This window comes from Natronospira proteinivora, from assembly GCF_024170465.1.
In the GTDB taxonomy this organism is placed as follows: Bacteria; Pseudomonadota; Gammaproteobacteria; order Natronospirales; family Natronospiraceae; genus Natronospira; species Natronospira proteinivora.
In genome coordinates, this window is sequence record NZ_JALJYF010000001.1 from 1191851 (window position 1) to 1213237 (window position 21387).

Annotated in this window: 19 protein-coding genes; 11 read left to right on the plus strand and 8 right to left on the minus strand. The window is 60.6% G+C overall.

Annotated features, from left to right (window positions below; genetic code table 11):
• Positions 1 to 61: 61 nt before the first annotated feature.
• The 5 genes from J2T60_RS05650 to J2T60_RS05670 all read right to left on the minus strand — a co-directional run bounded on the left by J2T60_RS05650 (position 62) and on the right by J2T60_RS05670 (position 4779).
• A complete protein-coding gene (locus J2T60_RS05650; protein ID WP_253446574.1) occupies positions 62 to 706 on the minus strand; it encodes a riboflavin synthase in 645 nt (214 codons plus the stop codon).
• Between the two features lie 4 nt (positions 707 to 710).
• Positions 711 to 1820 (minus strand): bifunctional diaminohydroxyphosphoribosylaminopyrimidine deaminase/5-amino-6-(5-phosphoribosylamino)uracil reductase RibD, encoded by a 1110-nt coding sequence (gene ribD / locus J2T60_RS05655; protein WP_253446577.1) that lies wholly within the window; start codon positions 1818 to 1820, stop codon positions 711 to 713.
• Complete coding sequence (gene nrdR, locus J2T60_RS05660) at positions 1817 to 2356, minus strand: transcriptional regulator NrdR (protein WP_253446580.1); 540 nt, start codon at positions 2354 to 2356, stop codon at positions 1817 to 1819. Before nrdR ends, ribD begins: the two co-directional genes overlap by 4 nt.
• 33 nt (positions 2357 to 2389) lie before the next feature.
• Positions 2390 to 3652 carry a serine hydroxymethyltransferase gene (glyA, locus tag J2T60_RS05665; protein ID WP_253446583.1) on the minus strand — a complete coding sequence of 421 codons (1263 nt, stop codon included), beginning with the start codon at positions 3650 to 3652 and terminating at the stop codon, positions 2390 to 2392.
• Positions 3653 to 3798: 146 nt separating this feature from the next.
• The gene (locus J2T60_RS05670; protein WP_253446586.1) at positions 3799 to 4779 is read right to left on the minus strand and encodes an arginase family protein; all 981 of its coding nucleotides are present in this window, start codon (positions 4777 to 4779) and stop codon (positions 3799 to 3801) included.
• Positions 4780 to 4875: 96 nt separating this feature from the next.
• On the opposite strand from J2T60_RS05670, the gene J2T60_RS05675 reads away from it, so the two are divergent.
• The 4 genes from J2T60_RS05675 (at position 4876) to ettA (ending at position 9268) form a co-directional block, all read left to right on the plus strand.
• Positions 4876 to 5382, plus strand: coding sequence for an ATP-dependent zinc protease family protein (locus tag J2T60_RS05675; RefSeq protein WP_253446589.1), 507 nt, complete (start codon positions 4876 to 4878; stop codon positions 5380 to 5382).
• A gap of 9 nt (positions 5383 to 5391) precedes the next feature.
• The gene (rimK, locus tag J2T60_RS05680; protein ID WP_253446591.1) at positions 5392 to 6297 is read left to right on the plus strand and encodes a 30S ribosomal protein S6--L-glutamate ligase; all 906 of its coding nucleotides are present in this window, start codon (positions 5392 to 5394) and stop codon (positions 6295 to 6297) included.
• A 15-nt stretch (positions 6298 to 6312) separates the two neighbouring features.
• Entirely contained in the window at positions 6313 to 7356 is a 1044-nt protein-coding gene (locus tag J2T60_RS05685) for a succinylglutamate desuccinylase/aspartoacylase family protein (protein WP_253446594.1), read from the plus strand.
• A gap of 244 nt (positions 7357 to 7600) precedes the next feature.
• Positions 7601 to 9268, plus strand: a complete 1668-nt coding sequence (gene ettA / locus J2T60_RS05690; RefSeq protein WP_253446597.1) for an energy-dependent translational throttle protein EttA — start codon at positions 7601 to 7603, stop codon at positions 9266 to 9268.
• A gap of 806 nt (positions 9269 to 10074) precedes the next feature.
• Here the strand turns inward: ettA and J2T60_RS05695 are convergent.
• A complete protein-coding gene (locus J2T60_RS05695) occupies positions 10075 to 10815 on the minus strand; it encodes an FAD-binding oxidoreductase (protein WP_253446600.1) in 741 nt (246 codons plus the stop codon).
• 176 nt (positions 10816 to 10991) lie between these two features.
• Between J2T60_RS05695 and J2T60_RS05700 the strand changes: the two genes are divergently transcribed.
• On the plus strand, positions 10992 to 11858 hold the full coding sequence (locus J2T60_RS05700) for a class I SAM-dependent methyltransferase (protein ID WP_253446603.1): 867 nt from the start codon (positions 10992 to 10994) through the stop codon (positions 11856 to 11858).
• 103 nt (positions 11859 to 11961) lie between these two features.
• Here J2T60_RS05700 and J2T60_RS05705 read toward each other — a convergent pair whose 3' ends face one another.
• The gene (locus tag J2T60_RS05705) at positions 11962 to 12774 is read right to left on the minus strand and encodes an N-formylglutamate amidohydrolase (protein WP_253446606.1); all 813 of its coding nucleotides are present in this window, start codon (positions 12772 to 12774) and stop codon (positions 11962 to 11964) included.
• 35 nt (positions 12775 to 12809) lie between these two features.
• Positions 12810 to 14174 (minus strand): formimidoylglutamate deiminase, encoded by a 1365-nt coding sequence (gene hutF / locus J2T60_RS05710; protein ID WP_253446609.1) that lies wholly within the window; start codon positions 14172 to 14174, stop codon positions 12810 to 12812.
• A 72-nt stretch (positions 14175 to 14246) separates the two neighbouring features.
• Here hutF and hutI point away from each other — a divergent pair, with 72 nt between their 5' ends.
• The 6 genes from hutI (at position 14247) to J2T60_RS05740 (ending at position 21358) form a co-directional block, all read left to right on the plus strand.
• Complete coding sequence (gene hutI, locus J2T60_RS05715) at positions 14247 to 15392, plus strand: imidazolonepropionase (protein ID WP_253446610.1); 1146 nt, start codon at positions 14247 to 14249, stop codon at positions 15390 to 15392.
• Positions 15389 to 16885, plus strand: a complete 1497-nt coding sequence (gene hutH / locus J2T60_RS05720; protein WP_253446612.1) for a histidine ammonia-lyase — start codon at positions 15389 to 15391, stop codon at positions 16883 to 16885. Before hutI ends, hutH begins: the two co-directional genes overlap by 4 nt.
• The gene (locus J2T60_RS05725; RefSeq protein ID WP_253446614.1) at positions 16882 to 18984 is read left to right on the plus strand and encodes a TonB-dependent receptor; all 2103 of its coding nucleotides are present in this window, start codon (positions 16882 to 16884) and stop codon (positions 18982 to 18984) included. The genes hutH and J2T60_RS05725 overlap by 4 nt, the downstream gene beginning before the upstream one ends.
• 38 nt (positions 18985 to 19022) lie before the next feature.
• Positions 19023 to 19925 carry a DUF4382 domain-containing protein gene (locus J2T60_RS05730; RefSeq protein ID WP_253446621.1) on the plus strand — a complete coding sequence of 301 codons (903 nt, stop codon included), beginning with the start codon at positions 19023 to 19025 and terminating at the stop codon, positions 19923 to 19925.
• A gap of 119 nt (positions 19926 to 20044) precedes the next feature.
• Positions 20045 to 20632, plus strand: a complete 588-nt coding sequence (locus tag J2T60_RS05735) for a methyltransferase family protein (RefSeq protein WP_253446623.1) — start codon at positions 20045 to 20047, stop codon at positions 20630 to 20632.
• 15 nt (positions 20633 to 20647) lie between these two features.
• Positions 20648 to 21358 (plus strand): serine/threonine-protein kinase, encoded by a 711-nt coding sequence (locus tag J2T60_RS05740; protein ID WP_253446626.1) that lies wholly within the window; start codon positions 20648 to 20650, stop codon positions 21356 to 21358.
• The last annotated feature ends 29 nt before the right edge of the window (positions 21359 to 21387 follow it).

The following is a 21387-nucleotide window of genomic DNA, read 5'->3' on the forward strand; positions in this document are numbered from 1 at the left end:
GCCTCATCGACAGATAGGGGTGTACCGTGAACTGCGGCGCTTGACCGCCCACAGTGCCTGTTCATGACTTTCCGGCCAATAAATCGTCCCGCCAGTCACCATCCGGGCCACGAGCATCCAGGCCCATGAGCCGTTCCAGATAGCGGGCCACCAGATCAATCTCGATATTCACCCGACTGCCCACCTGACAGCCGCCCAGATTGGTTTGCTCGAGGGTGTGGGGGATGATGTTCACCTCAAAACGGTTCCCGCTGACGGCATTGACGGTCAGGCTGATGCCATCCACGGCAATGGAACCCTTGCGGGCCACATAGCGACTCAGCTGGGGCGGGAGCTCAAAGGCAAAACGCCAGGATCCACCATCCCGGCGACGCTCGCTGCAACGGGCCAGGCCATCCACATGACCGGTGACGAAATGCCCGCCCATGCGGCTGGCCGGGGTCAGGGACCGTTCCAGATTCACCTTATCTCCGCTGGAGAGTGCCCCCAAGCTGGTCAGCGACAGGCTCTCCCCAGATACATCAGCGGCAAAGCCGCCTGCACTGGGGTCCAGGGCGGTCAAACAGACCCCATTCACCGCAATGCTGTCCCCGACCGCCACGTCCTCGAAACCCAGGCCACGGGTATCAATCAGCAGACGGGCATCCCGCCCCTGATGCTGGATTGACTGCACCTTGCCCAGACCTTCCACCAATCCGGTAAACATTGTCCTACTCCCCTGCTCCGCCGGCACCCGGGCGCAGCAGCAATCGAATATCCTCGCCAAGCCGGCGCACATCAACAATCTCCAGCGGCACACGATCCTCCATCGCCGCCAGGCCCGGCAGGTGAAACAGTCCCCGGGCCGCATCCCCCATCAAATGCGGGGCCAGGTAGAGACAGATCTCATCCACCAGGCCCGCCGACAGAGCCACACCGGCCAGCTTCGGGCCGGCCTCCAGCATGACCTCATTCACCTCATGACTTTGGGCCAATGCCTCCAGTACCTGACGCAAATCCGGCCGCTGACCACTCAGACGCCAGATCTCGGCACCGGCCTGTTCCAGAGCCGCTGCCCGCGCCTCTGAGGCCTGCTCGCCGCAGACCAGCAGTAAGGGCGCCTCCGACTCGAACAAGCGGGCATCCGGCGGCGTCTGCAATGTACTGTCCAGAATCACGCGGCGCGGCTGGCGGCAGGGCTCGGCCAGCCGGGCATCCAGGCGCGGGTTATCCGCCAGCACCGTACCGCTGCCACTCATCACCACCGAGCTCCAGGCCCGGCGCCGATGAACATCATCCCGTGAGGCCGCCCCGCTGATCCAGCGGCTTTCGCCACTGGCCATGGCGGTCCGGCCATCCAGGCTGGCCGCCAGCTTGACCGTCAACCAGGGCCGGCCCCGCCGCATGCGGCTGAAAAACCCCCGGTTCAGGGCCTCGGCCTCCTCCGCCAACAGGCCGTGGGCCACATCAACTCCCTGCTCGGCCAGATAGGCCAAGCCCTTGCCAGCCACGGCGGGATTGGGGTCCTGGACGGCGGCCACCACCCGTTTCACGCCGGCCTCGGCCAGGGCCACACAGCATGGCCCGGTACGGCCCTGATGGGAACAGGGCTCCAGACTGACATAGGCGGTCGCACCCTGTGCTGCCTCACCCGCCTGTTGCAGGGCATTGACCTCGGCATGCGCCTCGCCAGCCCGTTGATGCCAGCCCTCACCCACGATCTGATCGTCCCGGACCAGCACACAGCCCACCCGCGGATTGGGTTCCGTGGTGTAGATCCCTCGCTTGGCCAGAGACAGGGCCCGGCGCATGGCGTCAACATCGGCCGCAGAGAAAGTCATGAGCGCTTCTTGGACGAGCCCTTGCGGGGCTTGCCACTGCCCTCCGGCAACAGGGTCAGCTGCTGACGACGGGTAGCTGGATCGGGCGTGGCCCTCAGCCGTTCAATCTCCTCGCTGAAGGCATCCACATCCTGGAAGCTGCGATACACCGAGGCGAAGCGCACATAAGCCACTTCATCCAGGCCCCGCAGCTCTTCCATGACCCATTCGCCAATCTGGCGGGAGGGGACTTCCCGCTCCCCGGTGCCGCGAATCTGCTGCATGATGCGGGCCAGAGAAGCATCGATCGCCTCGGTATCCACCGGCCGCTTTTCCAGGGCCCGAGTGAAGCCGCCCCGCAGCTTTTCCTCGTCGAAGGGCACACGTGAGCCGTCCTGCTTGACCACCCGGGGCATCACCAACTCCGCACTTTCGAAGGTAGTGAAGCGTTCGCCGCAATGGGCACACTCCCGACGCCGGCGTACCTGACTGCCCTCGCCGGCCAGGCGGGAGTCAATCACCCGGGTATCGTCGTGATCACAGAAGGGGCAATGCATGCCGTCTTCGCTGCCTCGTTGCCGTCAGGGGATTCAGTCGGACGCTTCGTAAACCGGGAAGCGCTGACAGAGTTCCTGGACCTCGCCCCGAACCCGCCGGATACGGCCCTCATCGTTGACGTCTTCCAGGATATGGGCCATCCAGTCCGCCAACTGCTTCATTTCCGCCTCACCCATGCCGCGGGTGGTCACCGCCGGGGTGCCGATCCGCAGACCGCTGGTCACGAAGGGAGAACGGGGATCATTGGGCACGGTGTTCTTGTTCACCGTGATGTTAGCCGCCCCCAGGGCAGCATCCGCTTCCTTGCCACTGATGTCCTTGTCGATCAGGTCCAGCAGAAAGAGATGGTTATCCGTGCCACCGGAAACAATATTGAAGCCCTTGTCCGCCAAGGCCACGGCCAGGGTGCGGGCATTATCCACCACCTTCTGCTGGTAATCCTTGAACTCGGGCTTCAAGGCTTCCAGGAAGGCCACGGCCTTGGCGGCAATAACATGCATGAAGGGTCCGCCCTGGGTCCCGGGAAAGATCAGGGACTGGAGCTTTTTGGTGATTTCCTCGTTCTTGCGGGCCAGAATGATGCCGCCCCGGGGGCCGCGCAGGGTCTTGTGAGTGGTGCTGGTGACCACATCCGCGTGAGGCACCGGGTTGGGATAAACACCGGCCGCCACCAGCCCGGAGACGTGGGCCATATCCACCACCAGATAGGCGCCCACCTCATCGGCAATTTCGCGGAATCGGGCCCAATCCATCACCCGGGAATAGGCGGAGAAGCCGGCCACAATCACCTTAGGCTTGTGTTTTTTGGCCAGCTGGGCCACCTGTGCGTAATCCACCTCGCCGGTGGCCGGGTCCAGTCCGTACTGATTCACGTCAAAGAGCTTGCCGGAAAAATTGGGCTTGGCCCCGTGGGTGAGATGCCCGCCATGATCCAGGCTCATGCCCAGCAGGCCATCACCCGGCTTCATCAAGGCCAGATAGGCAGCGGCATTGGCCTGGGAGCCGGAATGGGGCTGCACATTGGCGTAATCCGCCCCGAACAGCTGCTTGGCCCGCTCAATGGCCAGGTTTTCGGCCACGTCCACATGCTCACAACCACCGTAATAGCGTTTGCCCGGATAACCTTCCGCGTACTTATTGGTCAGCACTGAGCCCTGGGCCGCCATCACCCGGGGGCTGGCATAGTTTTCCGAGGCAATCAGCTCGATATGCTCTTCCTGGCGGCGGCGCTCGGCCTCCATGGCCTCGTGAAGCTCTCGGTCGAAACCGGCGATGGTCATGTCGTTGCTGAACATGGCGCGAATTCCCTAGGTTGCTCTGGACTGGGTTGTTCTGGATTTTGACGTAAAGCGGCATTGTAACCGACACAGGCTCCGAGCCCCAGCCATGCGCCCTGGCAAAGCGATAAAGGCCCCATTGAACGGAATCACGCTCCGGAGGTTCAGCGGCTCGATCCACTTTCGATCAGGGCTTTCAGCACTGCGCTCCAGGCAATGCCAATGTTTTCGCGATTGTAGCCACCGCCCCCAGTCGCCAGCAGGCGCCCCTGGGCGTGTCGATCCGCGATTCGGGCCAGACTCAGACTGGCGTGGTAATGGGCGGCGGCGCTATAGCGAAGATGGGTAATGGGATCCCCCGCCAGGGGATCGGCGCCGCATTGGAGCAGAATGAATTCCGGTTGCCAGGATTCCAGGAAATCCTCCACCTCTGCCCAGGCTTCGAAGAACTCCCGGTCACCGGCCCCCGGAGCCAGGGGCAGGTTCAACTTGGCCCCGTCAGCGGCACCCCGTCCGCTTTCCCCCGCACGCCCGGTACCGGGAAAGAGAAAGCGGCCGTCTTCGTGGATATCGGCAAAAATCAACGCCGGATCGTCCTCAAATCCGTAATACACCCCATCCCCGTGATGGGCGTCGATGTCCACATAGGCCACTCGTTGCAGGCCGTACTGGCGCTTCAGGTGCTCAATCACAACCCCACAGTCATTGAAGACACAAAACCCCGAGGCCCCATCACGGGCCGCGTGGTGAAGCCCGCCGATGGGCAAAAAAGCCCGGCGGCAATCCCCATGCATCAGGGCATCCGCAGCGGCAACAGCCGTACCCACCACATCCAGCGCGGCCTCATAAATGCCGGACTCCGCAGGGGTATCACCGCTATCCAGATAGCCCGTGCCAGCCCGGCTGCGCTCGGCAACGAAATCCACGTAGTCATCGTCATGAAATAGCTTGGCCTGAAATTCATCCCCCGCCCGAGCCCCCAGTCGCTGAACCCGGTCCAGCAAGCCCTGATCCTCGGCAGCCCGCAAAAAAGCCGCCTGTCGATCCCGGCCGAAAGGATGCCCATCACTGAATCCATATCGGGCCAGACGCTCATCAGCATAAAGCTGGATTTGCGAGTGGGATTCAACCGCGTTATCGGGCATGCTCTTCTCCTATGCTTTCCCAGTCGGGGGGGCGGCCAGTATAGTGGCCCTGAGTTCAGACGATACCCCCAAATTATCAGAGCGAGATCATAGCCATTGGGCAAGGCCAGTGAAAAGCGGGGCAACCAAAAGCAGCTACTGACCGTAGGCTGGCGGGAATGGCTCGCACTACCGGAACTGGGCCTGAATCGCATCAAGGCCAAGGTGGACACCGGCGCCCGGACTTCCTGCCTGCATGCCTTTGACCTGGACCGTTTCCAGCACAATGGCGCGCCCTGGGTTCGCTTCGGCATGCATCCACGCCAGCTGGATAATGAACAGGTGATCTATTGCGAGGCACCCATCGTGGACCAGCGACCCGTCACCGACTCCGGTGGCCATCGAGAAGACCGCTTGGTTATTCAGACCCCGGTGCGGCTGGGCCAGCAAGAGTGGCCCATCGAGCTGACTCTGACTGATCGGGATATCATGCGATTCCGCATGCTGCTGGGGAGAACGGCCATGCGGGGGCGACTCCAGGTTGACCCGGGACGCTCCTTTCTCTGTAGTGAACCCGCCAGCGGGGATCTGGATTCCGACGACGAAACTGCGGAAGAGGACTGACTAACGCTTATGAAGATTGCCGTGCTGTCGCGCAATGCACGCCTTTATTCCACCCGGCGACTGGTGGAGACTGCCCGTGAACGGGAGCATGAAGTCCGTGTCATCGATCCCCTGCGGTGCTATATGAGCATTGCCGGACACAATCCGGAAATCCACTACAAGGGTTCCAAGCTGGATCCGGTGGATGCAATCATTCCAAGAATCGGAGCTTCCATCACCTTCTACGGTACCGCGGTATTGCGCCAGTTCGAGATGATGGGAGTATTCCCCTTGAACGAGTCCGTCGCCATCTCCCGCTCCCGGGACAAGCTGCGCTCCCTGCAGCTGCTTTCCCGGCGCGGCATTGGCATGCCTGTTACCGGCTTTGCCCATTCTCCCGACGACACCCAGGACCTGCTGCGACTGGTGGGCGGCCACCCGGTGGTGATCAAGCTCACCGAGGGCACCCAAGGGGTCGGGGTGGTGTTGGCCGAGACCCGCAAGGCAGCGGAATCGGTGATTGATGCCTTTCGCGGCCTGCACGCCCACTTCCTGGTCCAGGAATTCATTAAGGAAGCCGGGGGTTCGGATATTCGCTGTTTCGTGATCGGCGGCAAGGTGGTGGCCTCCATGAAACGCCAGGCCAAGGAAGGCGAATTCCGCTCGAACATCCACCGGGGCGGCAGCGCCGAGGTTATTCGTATTACGCCGGAAGAACGCTCCACGGCAGTGCGCGCGGCCCGCATCATGGGCCTGAATGTGGCCGGGGTGGATATTCTTCGCTCCAACCACGGACCGGTGGTGATGGAAGTCAACTCCTCCCCCGGCCTGGAAGGTATTGAACGGGCCACCGGCAAGGACATCGCCGGCAAAGTCATCGAATTCATGGAAAAAAACGCCAAGGCCGGCAAGACCCGCACCCGCGGGCGCGGCTAAACCGAGACAGCAACCATGCCACGCGCGTCCATTCGGATTGGAAACACCCAGGTCAAACCCGGCAGCCGGGAGACCATTGATCTGCCGCTGGGCCAGCTCTATACCCACAACCCCATCACCATGCCGGTGCACGTGGTCCATGGTAAACGCCCGGGGCCGACCCTGTTCGTCTCTGCGGCCGTCCATGGTGATGAGCTCAACGGCATCGAGATCATCCGCCGCGTCCTGCTGCGCCGCCACCTGCAACGGCTTAAGGGGACCCTGATTGCGGTCCCCATGGTGAATGTCCTGGGCGTGCTTCACATGTCCCGCTATCTGCCGGACCGCCGTGACCTGAATCGCAACTTCCCGGGGAGCGAACGGGGCTCCCTGGCGGCCCGCCAGGCCCATCTTTTCATGCGGGAGATCGTCTCCAAGGCCAATTACGGTATTGATCTGCACACCGCGGCCATCCACCGCTCCAATCTGCCCCAGATCCGTGCCAACCTGGATGACCCGGAAGTCATGGAACTGGCCGAGGCCTTCGGTGCCCCGGTGATGATGAGCTCAGATCTGCGGGAAGGCTCCTTGCGGGAACAAGCCTCGGCCAAGGGGATCAAGACCCTGCTCTACGAGGCCGGCGAAGCCCTGCGTTTTGACGAAGTTTCTATCCGGGCGGGTGAGCGCGGTGTCATCAATGTCATGCGCAAGCTGGATATGCTCAGCCCCACCCGTCGCAGAAAGACCCAGAAACAACCGGTGGTGGCCCGTTCCAGCCTCTGGGTCCGGGCCCCGGCCAGCGGCATCGTGCGCATGAACCTGGCCCTGGGCGCCCACGTTAAAAAGGGCCAGGTGCTCGGCCGCATCGCCGACCCCTTCGGTGAAAGCCAAACAGAGATGCACGCTCCCGCCTCAGGGGTCCTCATTGGCCGCTCGGAACTGCCCCTGGCCTATGAAGGCGAGGCCCTCTTTCATATCGCCCGCTTCGAAAGCGCCCGGGAAGCCGCCGCCAGCGTGGAGGCCTTCCAATCCACCCATGATCCGGATGCCAACGAATACGGGGAACCGCCCATCCGGTGAAGGCCCTTCGGGACAGTCTCAAGCTACAAGCCTCAAGCTACAAGCCTCAAGCTACAAGCAAACCCGGCGGAATTCACGCCTTTCCATGTCGATCTCGGTCCGACGGTAGGACGTTCTCGACAGACTCGGAGTCCTAAAAACCTAATGATGCGCTTGTAGCTTGTAGCTTGAGGCTTGAAGCTCTGGTGTTAGTCCCGGATAATCCCGGGCCACATTCCATTCCCGACATTTCCTGGCGAGAACCATGGCTCAATACGTTTACACGATGAACCGGGTGAGCAAGATTGTTCCCCCGAAAAAACAGATCCTGCGCGATATTTCCCTGTCCTTCTTCCCCGGCGCCAAGATCGGTGTGCTGGGCCTGAACGGGTCGGGCAAATCCACTTTGCTGCGGATCATGGCTGGTATCGACACCGAGATTGAGGGCGAGGCCCGGCCCCAGCCCGGTATCAAGATCGGCTATCTCTCCCAGGAACCGGAGCTGGATCCCGAGAAAGACGTCCGCGGCAACGTGGAAGAAGGCGTGGCCGAGGTCAAGGCCCTGGTAGATGACTTCAATGCCGTCTCCGAACAGATGGCCGATCCGGATGCCGACTTCGAGGCCCTGATGACCAAGCAGGCCGAGCTTCAGGACAAGATCGATTCGGCCAATGCCTGGAACCTGGAACGCCAACTGGAGCAGGCCGCCGACGCCTTGCGTCTGCCGCCCTGGGATGCGGATGTGACCAAGCTATCCGGGGGTGAAAAACGCCGGGTGGCCCTCTGCCGCCTGCTGCTGTCCGCTCCCGACATGCTGCTGCTGGATGAGCCCACCAACCACCTGGACGCCGAATCCGTGGCCTGGCTGGAGCGCTTCCTGGAGGAATACCCGGGCACTGTGGTGGCGGTCACTCACGATCGCTACTTCCTGGACAATGTGGCCGGCTGGATTCTGGAACTGGACCGGGGCCATGGGATTCCCTGGGAAGGCAACTACTCCTCCTGGCTGGAACAGAAGGAAAAGCGGCTGGAGCTGGAAGAAAAGCAGGAGACCGCCCAGCGCAAGGCCATGCAGGCCGAGCTGGAGTGGGTCCGCCAGAATCCCAAGGGCCGCGCGGCCAAGTCCAAGGCACGACTCAAGCGCTTCGAGGAACTCTCCAGCCAGGAATTCCAGAAGCGCAACGAGACCAAGTCCCTGTATATTCCGCCGGGCCCGCGCCTGGGGGATCTGGTGGTGGAAGCCAATGGGGTCAAAAAGGCCTTTGGCGATCAACTACTGTTTGATGATCTGAGCTTCAACCTGCCCCCGGGCGGCATCGTGGGTGTTATTGGTCCCAACGGCGCCGGTAAGACCACCACCTTCCGCCTGATCACCGGCGAAGAGCAACCGGACGGCGGTGAAATCCGGGTGGGTGACACCGTGGAACTGGCCTATGTGGATCAGAGCCGGGACGCCCTAGACGACAACAAGTCGGTCTGGGAAGAGATCTCCGGCGGCGAAGACATCATTCAGGTAGGTAACTACCAGACCCAGTCACGGGCCTATGTGGGTCGTTTCAACTTCAAGGGGTCCGATCAGCAGAAGCAGATCAAGGAGCTCTCCGGTGGTGAGCGCAACCGGGTCCATCTGGCCAAGCTGCTCAAGTCCGGCGGCAATCTGCTACTGCTCGATGAGCCCACCAATGATCTGGATGTGGAAACCCTGCGGGCGCTGGAAGAGGCCCTGCTGGACTTCCCCGGCTGTGCGGTGGTGATTTCGCATGATCGCTGGTTCCTGGACCGGATCGCCACCCATATCCTGGCCTTTGAAGGCGACAGCCAGGTGGAGTGGTTCGAAGGCAACTATGCCGAGTACGAGGACGACAAGAAAAAACGCCTGGGTGCGGATGCCGACCAGCCTCACCGAATCAAATACCGGAAACTGGCGAGTTAAGCTGCAAGCTTCAAGCTACAAGCCCCAAGCTGAAAATAAAAAGGCCGCAGCATACGCTGCGGCCTTTTTTGGGTCTTCGTGGAATTGCGGGGAAGTGATGAGGCCGATCCCGATCGGGAACTGTCGATCTCAGCAATTCGAACGAAGCCCAAGCTAACTCATCCCCCCCCACTACTTTCAGTCTGGAGGATCGAGCGCATGGTGGGATGTTCCAGGGCTGTGCGCGACAAGGATGTCGCGCCCAGAGCGTCTCAGGGATGGATTCACAGCGTCCCGGGAACATCCCACCATGTGATCGAGCCGTGAAGCTCTGAAAGAAATTTATTCCCCCGGCTGGCAAAGTCTGATTCGCCTCGTAGGGTTTAGATGTGAATTGCATTCTGGCATTCAGCCATAGAAAGACTGCTCAACATTGGAATAGGGCAAGGTCCGGGCATCGCACCTTAGCGATTTTTCGGGCCGCTCCAACTAAAGCCAGCTTAGGGTGTTGTTATCTGTTTAATATCACGGCTCGAGCACAGGGTGGAACTGTCCAGGGACGCATGGACCCATCCCTGGGGCTCTGTGCGCGACATCCCTGTCGCGCACAGCCCTGGCCAGTCCCACCCTGCACTCGATCCTCCTGAATTAAAGCAGTGGTTGGGGTGAGCTGGCGTCGACTTCGATTAGCTTGCCAATGTAGAGGCCTCGTCAAACCTCACTTTAGGCATTCTTTGGGTTCGCGTGGTGGGCAACCGGGTTGCGAATCATCCTAATGCTCCCCGCCATTCCACGAAGCCCCTTTATTAGCTCGCTGCTCGTAGCGCTTAATTCGAAGAGATGTACTTCTCTCGCCGGATGTTCTGAACCGGGAAACCGGCTTCTTTCAAGCGCGTGGCGGCCAGATCGATCATCTCCGGGTTGCCGCAGAGATAGACAATATCCCGCTCCGGATCCGGATTCACCGTATCCAGCTGATCCTGCACATAGCCCTTGTGGTCAAAGGCGCTGGGCTGTTCCGGCATGACCCGGCTATAGACGGCGTGGAAGTTGAAGCCATCGTGCTTCTCGGCGAAATGCCTGAAATCTCCCCCGTACAGCAGCTCCTCGGGGTTCCTCACACCCAAGAACAGCTCCACTTTGAAATCCTCCAGATCGATCCGCCGCTCCAGCTCCGGCAGCATGGCGCGATAGGGGGTTACGCCAGTACCGGTGCCAATCAGGAGATAACGGCAGGGGGGATCGTCCCGCAGGATGAAGCGGCCAAAGGGCCCCACCGCATCCACCGAGTCCCCGTGCTCCATGGAAAACAACTTCTCGGTGGCACGCCCACCATCCACATGGGTCACCGCAATTGAGATGGCGGTAGCCTCGGCCTCTTCCGGAATGGAAGAAATGCTGTAACTTCGCCGGAGCATGTCGTTTTCATGGGGCATATGCATGGTGAGGAACTGCCCGGGGATATAATCAATGACTTCCCCATCGGCGCGAGTAAAGGTCAGCTCCTTCACCCGGGGTGTGATCATGCGCGTGGATTGCAGCACCAGCTGGAATTTTTTGATCGCCATGAACGGCCTCTCGCTTGACGGTCTGGATGGACCGGCACCCTGCCGGAATTGTCCCAAAAGCGGTATGCTAACAGACTGATCTATTTGGACCCCATACCGCCTGGCCGGCATGGGGCCCGGGAGACGATCGGAAACCGCCTCCCCTTCCGGCAACTCCATTGACAGGAGTCAATGCAATGCAAACAAGATATTCCGTGATAATCGGCCTGCTCGGCTTTATTGGGCTGGCCGCCTGTGCACCAACAACCCCCACCGACGGCGAACAACGGGAAGCCACCCGGGATGCCCTGACGGAGGCCGCGGAGGGCGCGCATCGCTCCGAGTCGAACCGGGCGCGTAATAGTGCCCGCAATCCCGTGGAGACCCTGGATTTCTTCGGGCTCCGGCAGGACATGAAAGTGGTGGAATTATGGCCGGGCGGCGGCTGGTACACCGAAGTACTGGCCCCAACCCTGAACGAAAACGGACGTCTGGTAGCAGCCAGCTTCGATACCGAATCGGAGGTGGAATATCAGGCCCGAATCGGCAAGGCCTACCTGGAGAAACTGGCCGAGGACCCGGACTTGTATGGCCCGGTGGAAATAGTGGCTTTTGATCCGCCCCGCAAGGCCAGCCTGGGAGAGCCCAATTCAGCGGACATGGTGGTCACCTTCCGCAATCTGCATGGCTGGGTCAATGACGATGTCGCCGAGTCCGTCTTTCGGGCCGTGCTGGAAGTCCTGCAACCCGGCGGCACCTTCGGCGTGGTTCAGCACCGGGCCGAAGCGGGCCAGGATGCCAGCGAAACCGCACGCAGCGGTTATGTACCGGAAGACTATGTGATCGAGCTGGCGGAACGAGTGGGTTTCCGGCTTCAGGACCGGAGCGAGACCAATGCCAATCCCCGGGACAGCAAGGATCATGAATACGGTGTCTGGACCTTGCCACCCAGCATGCGCGCCTGTCGCGACCTGGATGGTGCGGAAAAAACCGACTGTGAAGACCACTATCGATCCATCGGCGAGTCCGACCGCATGACCTTGAAGTTTGTGAAACCGGAATAAAGCCCAAGGGCTGCATCTGGTTCGCCGGGCTCGGACCCCGGTTGATAAACGAGCAGCCCCGACTTCAACGGCGGGGCTGCTCTGGTTCAGAGACAGCGGATGATTAATCCATGGACTGGATCAAACGCTCAACCACGGCTCTCAGGATCTGGCGAGTCTGATCAAAACGCTCGTGCTGAGGGCCATTCTCCGGGTCTTCCTCGTTCATATAGACCCGCTGCGCCATTTCAATCTGGCAGGCCTCGACCTGCTCCATGGCCCCGTAATGGCGGGTGATATACCCCCCCTTGAAGGGGTAGTTGCGAACCACCCGAAGCCCGGCCGCTTCAAAACCGGACTGCAAACCACCTACCAGCCATTCACCGCAGGTCCGGCCTTCCTGGTCGCCCAGATAGATATCGTTGAGCAACTCGTCGTTAATCTGCGTCGGCGCCGACATGATGCTATGGGCGTCGATCAATACCGCCCGGCCGAACCGTTCCCGGGTGGATTCGAGCAGCGCCTGGAGCTTGGCATGGTAAGGGGCATGGTAGAGCTGACGACGGCGCTCGATCTCCTCCGCATCCGGGGGATGGGTCCAGATATCCTCTCCGTGAAAGGTATGGTTGGGCACCAGTCCGGTTTCAAAACGCCCCGGATAAAGCGGCTTGTTTTCCGGGGGCCGGTTTAGGTCCACCACGAAGCGGCTGAAAACCGCATGGATGGTGGTTACACCCAGTTCCGGCAGGAAATCGTAGAGTTCATGAAGATGCCAATCGGTATTGGGCAAGGCATGCATCTTGGGCTGGGCAAAGAAACGGGATACACCCTCCGGCACCCTCACCCCGGTGTGAGGAATACTCACCACCAAAGGCACCGCTTCCCCACTCGCTTCGCGAATGATAAACGGGCTATCCGGATCCGATTGATCACTCATTCTGGCCTCCCCTTGTTTTCCGTTCTTCTCGGCGTTTATTGATAGATGCTGCGAACCACCTGGGCAAAGGCCCGGCGGCGCTCCTCGACCCCTTCCATGGAACCGGCCTGCACATGACGGCGTCCGGCCACATAGACATCGGCAATGGCATCCCGGTTGCCGCCGATAAGCAGGGCATCCAGGGCCGTCTCCGACCCATGCCCGGCCAGAGCCGGGCTGTCCGGGTCCAGCACCACCAGATCGGCCCGGGCGCCGGGCTGAATGGCGCCGGCAAATTCATCTTCACCCGCCGGATCTTCACCCAGGGCACGGGCGCCAGCGGTAGCCGCCATCTGCCAAAGAGCGGCACCAATGCCGCTATCATCGGCCAACAGTAGACGCCGCTCCCGGCGCAGGCGCTGACCATACTCCAGCAGGCGCAACTCTTCCACGGCATCCACCCGGCAGTTACTGTCCGAACCGATGGCTAGGCCACCACCCAAGCGCAGGTATTCCACCGCTGGGAAAAAGCCGTCCCCCAGATAGGCTTCGGTCAATGGACAGATCACCACCCGGGCCCCTCGTTCATGGATGCGGCGCAATTCATCGGGACCAGCATGGGTGGCATGGACCAGGTTCCAGTGGGCATCCAGCTCAACATGGTCCGCCAATACGGTCAGCGGGGCCCGGCCGTGGCGGGCCTGGCAGTCCATCACTTCCTTGCGTTGTTCGGCCACATGGATATGGATGGGAATATCCGGCCCCAGGGCCTGGCGGGACGCACTGACCAAGTCCTTCAAGAGCTCAGGTGGTACCGCGCGCAGGGAATGGGGCGCCACGCCCGGGGCCAGATCGGCCAGCTGCTCCAGCAGGCCCATGAATTCCTCGACATTCCGATGCACAAAGCGCTTCTGACCCTCCCCCGGCGCCTGGTCAAAGCCGCCGGTCTGGTAGTAGACCGGCAGCAACTTGAGATCGATGCCCACCGTTGCGGCGGCTTCCGCCACCGCTCGAGCCATCTCCGGCCCCCGGGCACCTGTCGGATCGTGATGAAGATAATGAAACTCCGCCACCCGGGTAAAACCACCCAACAGCATTTCGGAAAACACCCATTCTGCGATAATGCGCATCTGCTCCGGGGTCACCGCCGCAGCCAGGCGATACATATGATCCCGCCAGCTCCAGAAGGAGTCTTCGCCGGCGGGTTTTTCACCGAAACCGCTCATGGCCCGCTGAAAGGCGTGGCTGTGGGCATTGGGGATGCCTGGCAGGGCCAGCCAGCCGTCGTAATCCAGCGTTTTCCGGCTGGCATCCAGCTGATCAATGGCCTGGATTCGCCCGCTTGAGCTGACGACGACGGCGCAGTCGTTTAACATCCCCTGCGGTGTCAGGATATGACGGAAGGTGAGTCGCTGAGTCATGTCCGCTTCCCTGTTTCAGTTCAAGGAGTTGCCGTGTACGACCTGATCATCAGGAACGCGAGAGTATATCCAATGGCCGGCTCCATCCAGCAGGCCGAGTATGACAGTATCGCTGTCCAGGACGGGCGCATCGCCGCTCTCGGGGTGCCCGACGACGCCTCGGCCCTGGATACGGTGGATGCCCATGGCCGCGTGCTCATGCCCGGGCTGGTGGATTGTCACACCCATGTGCTCTACGCCGGTCACCGAATGGATGAGCACGCCCGCAAGCTGGAAGGGGCCAGTTACGAGGAAATTGCCCGCTCCGGTGGCGGCATTCTATCCACCGTGAGCGCCGTACGCGAGGCCAGTGAGGAAGAACTGGTGGCCCAAAGCCTGGCCCGGGTCAATGCCATGCAAGCCGAGGGGGTGACCCTGATGGAGGCCAAAAGCGGCTACGGCCTGGATACGGCCAATGAACTCAAGATGCTCAGGGCCATCCGGCATCTGGACCGGGAAACGGCAGTCAAGCTCTCCCCCACCTTCCTGGGGGCACACTCCATTCCCAAGGACCGGGGCCGGGAAGCCTATATGGATGAACTGGTGGACACCACCCTGCCTGCCGTCATCCAGGAAGGCCTGGCCGAGACCTGCGATATCTACGTGGAAAAGATCGCCTTCACCGTCGAAGACATGGAGCGACTGTTTACCAAGGCCCGGGACGGCGGCCTTCGACTGCGGGCCCACACCGATCAACTCTCCAATATGGCCGCCACCCGCCGGGCCGCCGAACTGGGGGCCCTGTCCTGCGATCACCTGGAATACACCGAAGCCGCCGATATCAAGGCCATGGCCGAGCACGGAACCGCCGCCGTCCTGCTGCCAGGCGCCTTTTACTTTCTGCGGGAAACCAAGCTACCCCCCATCGCCGGATTCCGCGATGCCGGGGTGCCCATGGCCGTTTCCACCGACATCAATCCCGGCTCCTCACCAGTGGTCAGTCTGCAGGCCGCCATGCACATGGCCGCCATCTTCTTCGGCATGACCGCCGAAGAGATTCTGCTGGGGGTCACCCTCAACGCGGCGCGCGCCATGGGCGAACTTGAACACCATGGCAGTATAGAAGTGGGCAAGCAGGCGGACTTGACCCTCTGGGACATGCCCGGTCCGGAATTCCTGGTTTACCAACTCGGCGGCATTCGCCCCGAGCGGATTTATATTGGAGGACAGCCCGCGTGAGCAATGAAGCGTTAATACTTGATGGCGAATCCCTGACCCTGAAACAGCTGCAGGCCTGGGAAGCCGATCCCGGGCCGGTGAAACTGGCGGATCAGGCCCGGGAGAAGATGCAGCAATCGGTGGATGCCGTTCAAAAGGTCATCGACGAGGAACGCACCAGCTACGGCATCAATACCGGTTTTGGTGCCCTGGCTCGCAAGCGCATATCCCGGGACAAGGTGGTTCAGCTTCAGTACAACCTGGTCCGCAGCCACAGCTGCGGGGTGGGCGATACCCTGTCCCCGGCCCTGACCCGCCGCCTGATGCTGCTCAAGGCCAATGCCCTGGCCGTGGGCTGCTCCGGTATTCGGGCGGATGTGGTGGACACCCTGCTGGATTTATTGAACGCCGATGTACTGCCCCTGATCCCCGAACGCGGCTCCGTGGGTGCCTCCGGCGATCTCGCCCCACTGGCCCATTTGGCCCTGGCCTTGATCGGTGAGGGTGAGGCCCTGCACCAGGGGGAAGTCATCGAGGGGCGCGATGTACTCGCCGTGGTGGACCGGGAGCCGGTGGTGCTGCAGGCCAAGGAAGGGCTGGCCTTGCTAAACGGTACCCAGCTGTCCGCCAGCCTCTCCATCGAGGGCCTGTTCCATCTGGAAGCCCTCTGGCAGGCATCGGTGGCCGCCGGGGCCCTGAGCGTGGAAGGTCTGGCAGGTAGCTACAGCCCCTTTGATGCGCGCCTGCACGCCGTGCGCCGCATGCCCGGCCAGATCCGGGCCGCCGAGGCCCTGCGGGAATGGCTGACTGACAGCGAAATCCGTGAGAACCACCGTAATTGCACCCGCGTGCAGGATCCCTATGCGCTGCGCTGCATGCCCCAGGTCTTCGGCGCAGCCCGGGATACCCTGGATCATGCCCACCGGATCCTGGAATGCGAACTCAATGGTGTCTCGGACAACCCCCTGATTTTTGAAGAGGAAGTGATTTCCGGGGGGAATTTCCATGCCGAACCCATCGCCATGATCTCTGATTTCCTGGCCATTGCCGCCGCCGAACTGGGCAGCATTTCCGAGCGCCGCAGTGACTGCCTGGTACGCGGCGTCAATCCCGATCTGCCCCTGTTTCTGACCGAAGAAGCCGGAGTGGAGAGCGGCTTCATGATCACCCATGTCACCGCCGCAGCCCTTGCCTCGGAAAACAAGACCCTGGCCCATCCCGCCTCGGTGGATTCCATCTCCACTTCGGCCGGCCAGGAGGACCACGTCAGCATGGCGCCCTGGGCTGGCCTGAAGCTGACCCGTCTCTGCGACAACCTGGCGCGAATCCTGGCCATTGAGCTGCTGACGGCTTCCCGAGCCGTGGAACTGCAGTCACCCCTCAAGACCACGATGGAACTGCAGAAGCTGCTGAGCTGGATCCGGGACATCGTGCCCGCCCATACCGGTGACCGTCGAATGGACGGTGATATCGAGGAACTAGCCGACGCCCTTCGAGGTCTGCCCGAGGTATGAAACCACAAGCAAGATTGTCCAGTCTGCTTCTGACCACTCTAACCCTGGCCGCGCCCGGTACCCTCCTCGCCGAGCAAGCGCCGATAGAAAACGATGGAAACGAGGCCATTGACCTGGATCGTGTCATTACCACCACGACCCGCAGTGAACGACTGCTGGCCCAGGAGCCTGCGTCCGTCGCTCGCCTGGAACAGGAGGAGATTGAGCGGGTGGGTCACCGCCACATCAGCGAACTCAGTTTTCGCATTCCCGGCAGCTGGATCACCAGCAACAGTGGTCAGGAGCATCTCACCGCCATCCGCTCGCCGGTACTGACCGGCCCTGGCGCCTGCGGTGCCTTCCAGTTTCTGGAGGATGGCATTCCCATTCGAGCCGCCGGCTTTTGCAATGTGAACGGCCTGTTTGAAGTCAATTCCGAACAGGCGGCGGGCATCGAGGTCATCCGGGGTCCGGCCAATGCCCTTTATGGCTCCAACACCCTACACGGTACCATCAATATCCTGAGCCGTGATCCGGCCGACGGCTCGCCACGACAATTTTCCCTGGAAGCCGGACCGGACGCTTACTATCGCGCCGGCGCCTCGCTCTCTGATCAAGACCAGCAGCGCTGGCGGGTCAGCACACTGCTCACCGAGGACGGGGGCTGGCGGGATGACTCCGGGGTCAGCCAGCAGAAGCTCAATGCCCGTTATCACACCACCCTGGGGGCCGGCGAACTGCAGTGGCTGTTTGCCGGCAGCTGGCTGGACCAGGACACTGCCGGCTACGTTGAAGGGCAGGACAGTTATCGAACACGCCCCAGAGACAACGACAACCCGGAAGCCTTCAGAAAGGTCGAAGCGCAACGCCTGGCCGCTCGCTGGCAAGCACCATTGGCATCCGACACGGAATTGGAACTCACGCCGTATTTCCGCAATACGGAGATGGACTTTCTTCAGCACTTTCTGCCCGGCCAGCCCCTGGAACATAATAGCCAACAAAGCCTGGGGCTGATGAGCCGGATTGAGACGAGCCTCGGTCCGGGACGCCTCAATCTGGGCCTGGACCTGGAATACACCGAAAGCGATCTCAGCCAGTACCAGGATGGGGAGGTGGAAGACGATAACGACTTTCTGCGGGAGACCCGCCCACCAGGCGCTCATTACGATTATGATGTGGATGCTTGGCTGGTGGCCGCCTACCTCCAGCATCACCATCCCCTGGGACAGCGCTGGGCCGTGGAGGCCGGGGGACGGCTGGAATACCTGGGTTACGATTACCGCAATAACCTGGAAGCCGGAAACAACCGGGCGGATGGAACCCCCTGTGGCATGGGAGGCTGCCTTTACACCCGGCCCGAAGACCGCTCGGACAGTTTCACCACCAGCACTTTCAATCTGGGGCTGACACACCAGCTCAGTGGTCAACACACCCTCTTCACCCGCGTTGCCCAGGGCTACCGGGCCCCCCAGGCCACCGAACTCTACCGCCTGCAAAGTGGTCAGACCGTGGCGGATCTGGAGCCCGAGGCCATGGATTCACTGGAACTGGGGAGTCGGGGCCATCTCGGCGATGTACGGTACGAACTGGTAGCCTATTACATGGAAAAGGACAATTTCATCTATCGAGATGCCGAAGGATTCAATGTGAGTGATGGGGCCACCCGGCACCGGGGTGTGGAAGTGGACCTGCACTGGCAACTCAGTGAACAGCTGAGTCTGGCGGCCAATGCCACATCGGCCCGCCACACCTGGGCCTTCGACCGTCAGGACGGGGAGCCCATCCATCGCGGGGATGAAGTGGACGGCGCCCCCCGTCACCTGGGCTCCGCCCGCTTAAGCTGGCAACTGAACCCAGGCATGAACCTGGAATTGGGCGCCAATTATCTGGGTAGTCACTACCTGGATGCAGCCAATGAACATCGCTACCATGGGCACACAATTTTTTCGCTCAAGTCCCGGCAACAGCTCAGCGAGAACTGGACCTTTCATACCCGCATTCATAACCTGACGGACCGGGCCTATGCGGAACGGCCAGATTACGCATTCGGCAATTATCGCTATTTCCCAGGGCGGGAAAGAAGTGTCTTTTTCACAGTGGAATATCAACAACCCCATTAATGCGTGAGGGGCACCCCCCCCACAGGAGCCTTCGAGACATGATCAAGATTCTATACACCACCCTGAGTCTGACCGCCTGCCTTGGCCTGGCCGCCTGTTTTGATGGAGCCCAAAACGACACGGGCTTGATCTCCGTCTATGTGACCGACGCTCCCGTGGATGAAGCTGCCGCCGTCTATGTCACCTTTACTGCTGTGGAGCTGCAGCACGAAAATGGTGATCTGGAACGAATAGAGTTGGACGAACCCCGTCAGATCGATTTACTAAGGCTGCAAGGTACAAATTCAGAACGCTTGCTCCGCGACGCATCGATCCTCGCGGGTGAGTACGAATGGCTTCGACTGGATATTCTTGCCGAGCCGGGCGACATGGATTCATTTGTGGAAATGGAAGATGGAGGTCAACACCCCCTGCACCTTCCAGAAGAATACCGCGAAGGATTGAAAACATCTCAGGGATTTGAAATCGCCGAGCAAGGCATTCTGGAGTTCACGGTCGACTTCGATCTGCGCAAATCTTTGCTAAAACCCAACAATGCTGGTGACGACTACATCCTTCGCCCAGAACTGCGACTGGTGGACAACGATATCGTGGGAACACTTCAGGGCCGGGTTCGGGACGACTGGGCCAACTTGGATGAATGCACCCCGGCCGTTTACCTTTATGAAGGCCATGAAGCCGAGACCGGGAGTGAAGGCAGCGAAAACCCACCCTTGACCTCGGCTCTGGTTTCACTCAACACTTCAAACGGGGACTATCGTTATTCCTTCGGCTTCCTGCCTCCGGGCGAGTATACCGCCGCATTCACCTGCGATGCCGGCTGGGATAATCCCATTGAGGACAATGACATCGAATTCCTGATGAGTCTCGATGTAGAGATCGAGGAAGACGAGTCTACCGAAGCTCATTTTGAGAACGACGACGACAATGGAGACGACTAAAAAGCACATTGCTTGGTCCCGGCCGGGGTCACTCCGGCCGGGTCTGACGGGCCATATGACTAGCCCCCTACAGCCAGTTAAGGTAGTATTCCCAATTTTCCGCCAGTCAGGCCTAAGTCATGTCCCATAGAACCAGCCATCTACCCGAGGCTCGCAACGCCGTCCACCATTTCATTCGTGAAATGCGCTACCACGAGGCGTCGAGACAATTACTGGCATTGGCCTATATTCTGGTCCTGGCGGTGTTTGCGGATGGCCAATGGCCGGCGTTCTACTGGGTCGGTTTTGGTACTGCCACAGTGGGCATGCTGATCCGTCTTTGGGCCTCCGGCCATGTAAAGAAAAACAAGGAATTGGCCACTGATGGACCCTATGCCTATGTCCGCCACCCCCTCTATGTTGGCAATATTCTGCTTCTAGCAGGTTTCTGTATCGCATCCCAGCTTTGGTGGTCAGTGCCGGTAATGCTGGCTTTCCTCTGGTTCTACTATCCCACCGCCATTTCCTACGAAGACCGCAAGCTACGGCAACTATTCGGGGATCAATGGGAGCAATGGTCTGCCAACACCCGAGCCCTACTACCCCGCTTCCAGGGTCGGGGCTTCCGTTTCGGAGGCTGGTCGCTTCGACAAAGCCTGATGAGCAATGGCGAACCACTTATCATTGCCTACGTCATCTATTGCGGCTGGCATCTGGTCGTCCTCTGACCTCGCCCTGCCGGCATGACTGAGACCATACTTCCGGAAAGCTTCGAAAAACACTTGGTGGACTGGGCCACCACGGCCCGTCGGGAAAACCGCCACCATCTCTCCAAGGGCTATCAGGGTCAGGTTCTTCTCTATCGGGATGAAAAGTATCAGCTGGTGGTAAAGGTTCCACCCCGCTGGTGGCCCTATTCCTGGCTATCAGCTCGCATGCTCCGACATGAAGCCCGGGTCTATGAACGCCTGCAGCATATTGACGGCATCCCTCGCTGTTACGGACTGCTGAACAACCGTTTTCTGGTACTGGATTTCATTGAAGGGGATTGTCTGAGGGAGGCCAGTCTTCGTCAGCGGGAAAAATTCTACGAAACATTTCTGGGGATCATTCGTCGAATGCATGCCCGGGGCGTGGGGCATGCGGATCTCAAGCGCAAGGACAACATTTTGGTGACGCCAAACGACCAGCCCTACTTGATAGATTTCGGGGTCGCCACGCTACGCCGACGGGGGGGGTGGCACCCCATCAATAACTTTCTGTTCAACGTGGCCCGCCGCTTTGATCTCAATGCCTGGGTCAAGCACAAATACCGCCGACGGCTGGAAGACTGCTCCCCACGGGATCAACGTTATCTGCATCGTACCTGGATGGAGCGCAGTGGCCGTTGGATCAAGCGGCAATATCGGCGACTGACAGGAACGAAAATGCGCAATCGCTCCTCTGGCCGCTGATTTCCGATCAAGGCAAAATAGCGGAGTGA

Excerpts from the sequence above, each read along its gene's own strand:
- J2T60_RS05685 (WP_253446594.1), top strand. The coding sequence starts at position 6,313 with ATGCCACGCGCGTCCATTCGGATTGGAAACACCCAGGTCAAACCCGGC.
- ettA (WP_253446597.1), top strand. The coding sequence starts at position 7,601 with ATGGCTCAATACGTTTACACGATGAACCGGGTGAGCAAGATTGTTCCC.
- glyA (WP_253446583.1), bottom strand. The coding sequence starts at position 3,652 with ATGTTCAGCAACGACATGACCATCGCCGGTTTCGACCGAGAGCTTCAC.
- J2T60_RS05705 (WP_253446606.1), bottom strand. The coding sequence starts at position 12,774 with ATGAGTGATCAATCGGATCCGGATAGCCCGTTTATCATTCGCGAAGCG.
- J2T60_RS05670 (WP_253446586.1), bottom strand. The coding sequence starts at position 4,779 with ATGCCCGATAACGCGGTTGAATCCCACTCGCAAATCCAGCTTTATGCT.
- nrdR (WP_253446580.1), bottom strand. The coding sequence starts at position 2,356 with ATGCATTGCCCCTTCTGTGATCACGACGATACCCGGGTGATTGACTCC.
- J2T60_RS05725 (WP_253446614.1), top strand. The coding sequence starts at position 16,882 with ATGAAACCACAAGCAAGATTGTCCAGTCTGCTTCTGACCACTCTAACC.
- hutI (WP_253446610.1), top strand. The coding sequence starts at position 14,247 with ATGGCCGGCTCCATCCAGCAGGCCGAGTATGACAGTATCGCTGTCCAG.
- rimK (WP_253446591.1), top strand. The coding sequence starts at position 5,392 with ATGAAGATTGCCGTGCTGTCGCGCAATGCACGCCTTTATTCCACCCGG.
- J2T60_RS05650 (WP_253446574.1), bottom strand. The coding sequence starts at position 706 with ATGTTTACCGGATTGGTGGAAGGTCTGGGCAAGGTGCAGTCAATCCAG.
- J2T60_RS05740 (WP_253446626.1), top strand. The coding sequence starts at position 20,648 with ATGACTGAGACCATACTTCCGGAAAGCTTCGAAAAACACTTGGTGGAC.
- J2T60_RS05735 (WP_253446623.1), top strand. The coding sequence starts at position 20,045 with ATGTCCCATAGAACCAGCCATCTACCCGAGGCTCGCAACGCCGTCCAC.
- ribD (WP_253446577.1), bottom strand. The coding sequence starts at position 1,820 with ATGACTTTCTCTGCGGCCGATGTTGACGCCATGCGCCGGGCCCTGTCT.
- J2T60_RS05730 (WP_253446621.1), top strand. The coding sequence starts at position 19,023 with ATGATCAAGATTCTATACACCACCCTGAGTCTGACCGCCTGCCTTGGC.
- hutF (WP_253446609.1), bottom strand. The coding sequence starts at position 14,174 with ATGACTCAGCGACTCACCTTCCGTCATATCCTGACACCGCAGGGGATG.
- J2T60_RS05700 (WP_253446603.1), top strand. The coding sequence starts at position 10,992 with ATGCAAACAAGATATTCCGTGATAATCGGCCTGCTCGGCTTTATTGGG.
- J2T60_RS05695 (WP_253446600.1), bottom strand. The coding sequence starts at position 10,815 with ATGGCGATCAAAAAATTCCAGCTGGTGCTGCAATCCACGCGCATGATC.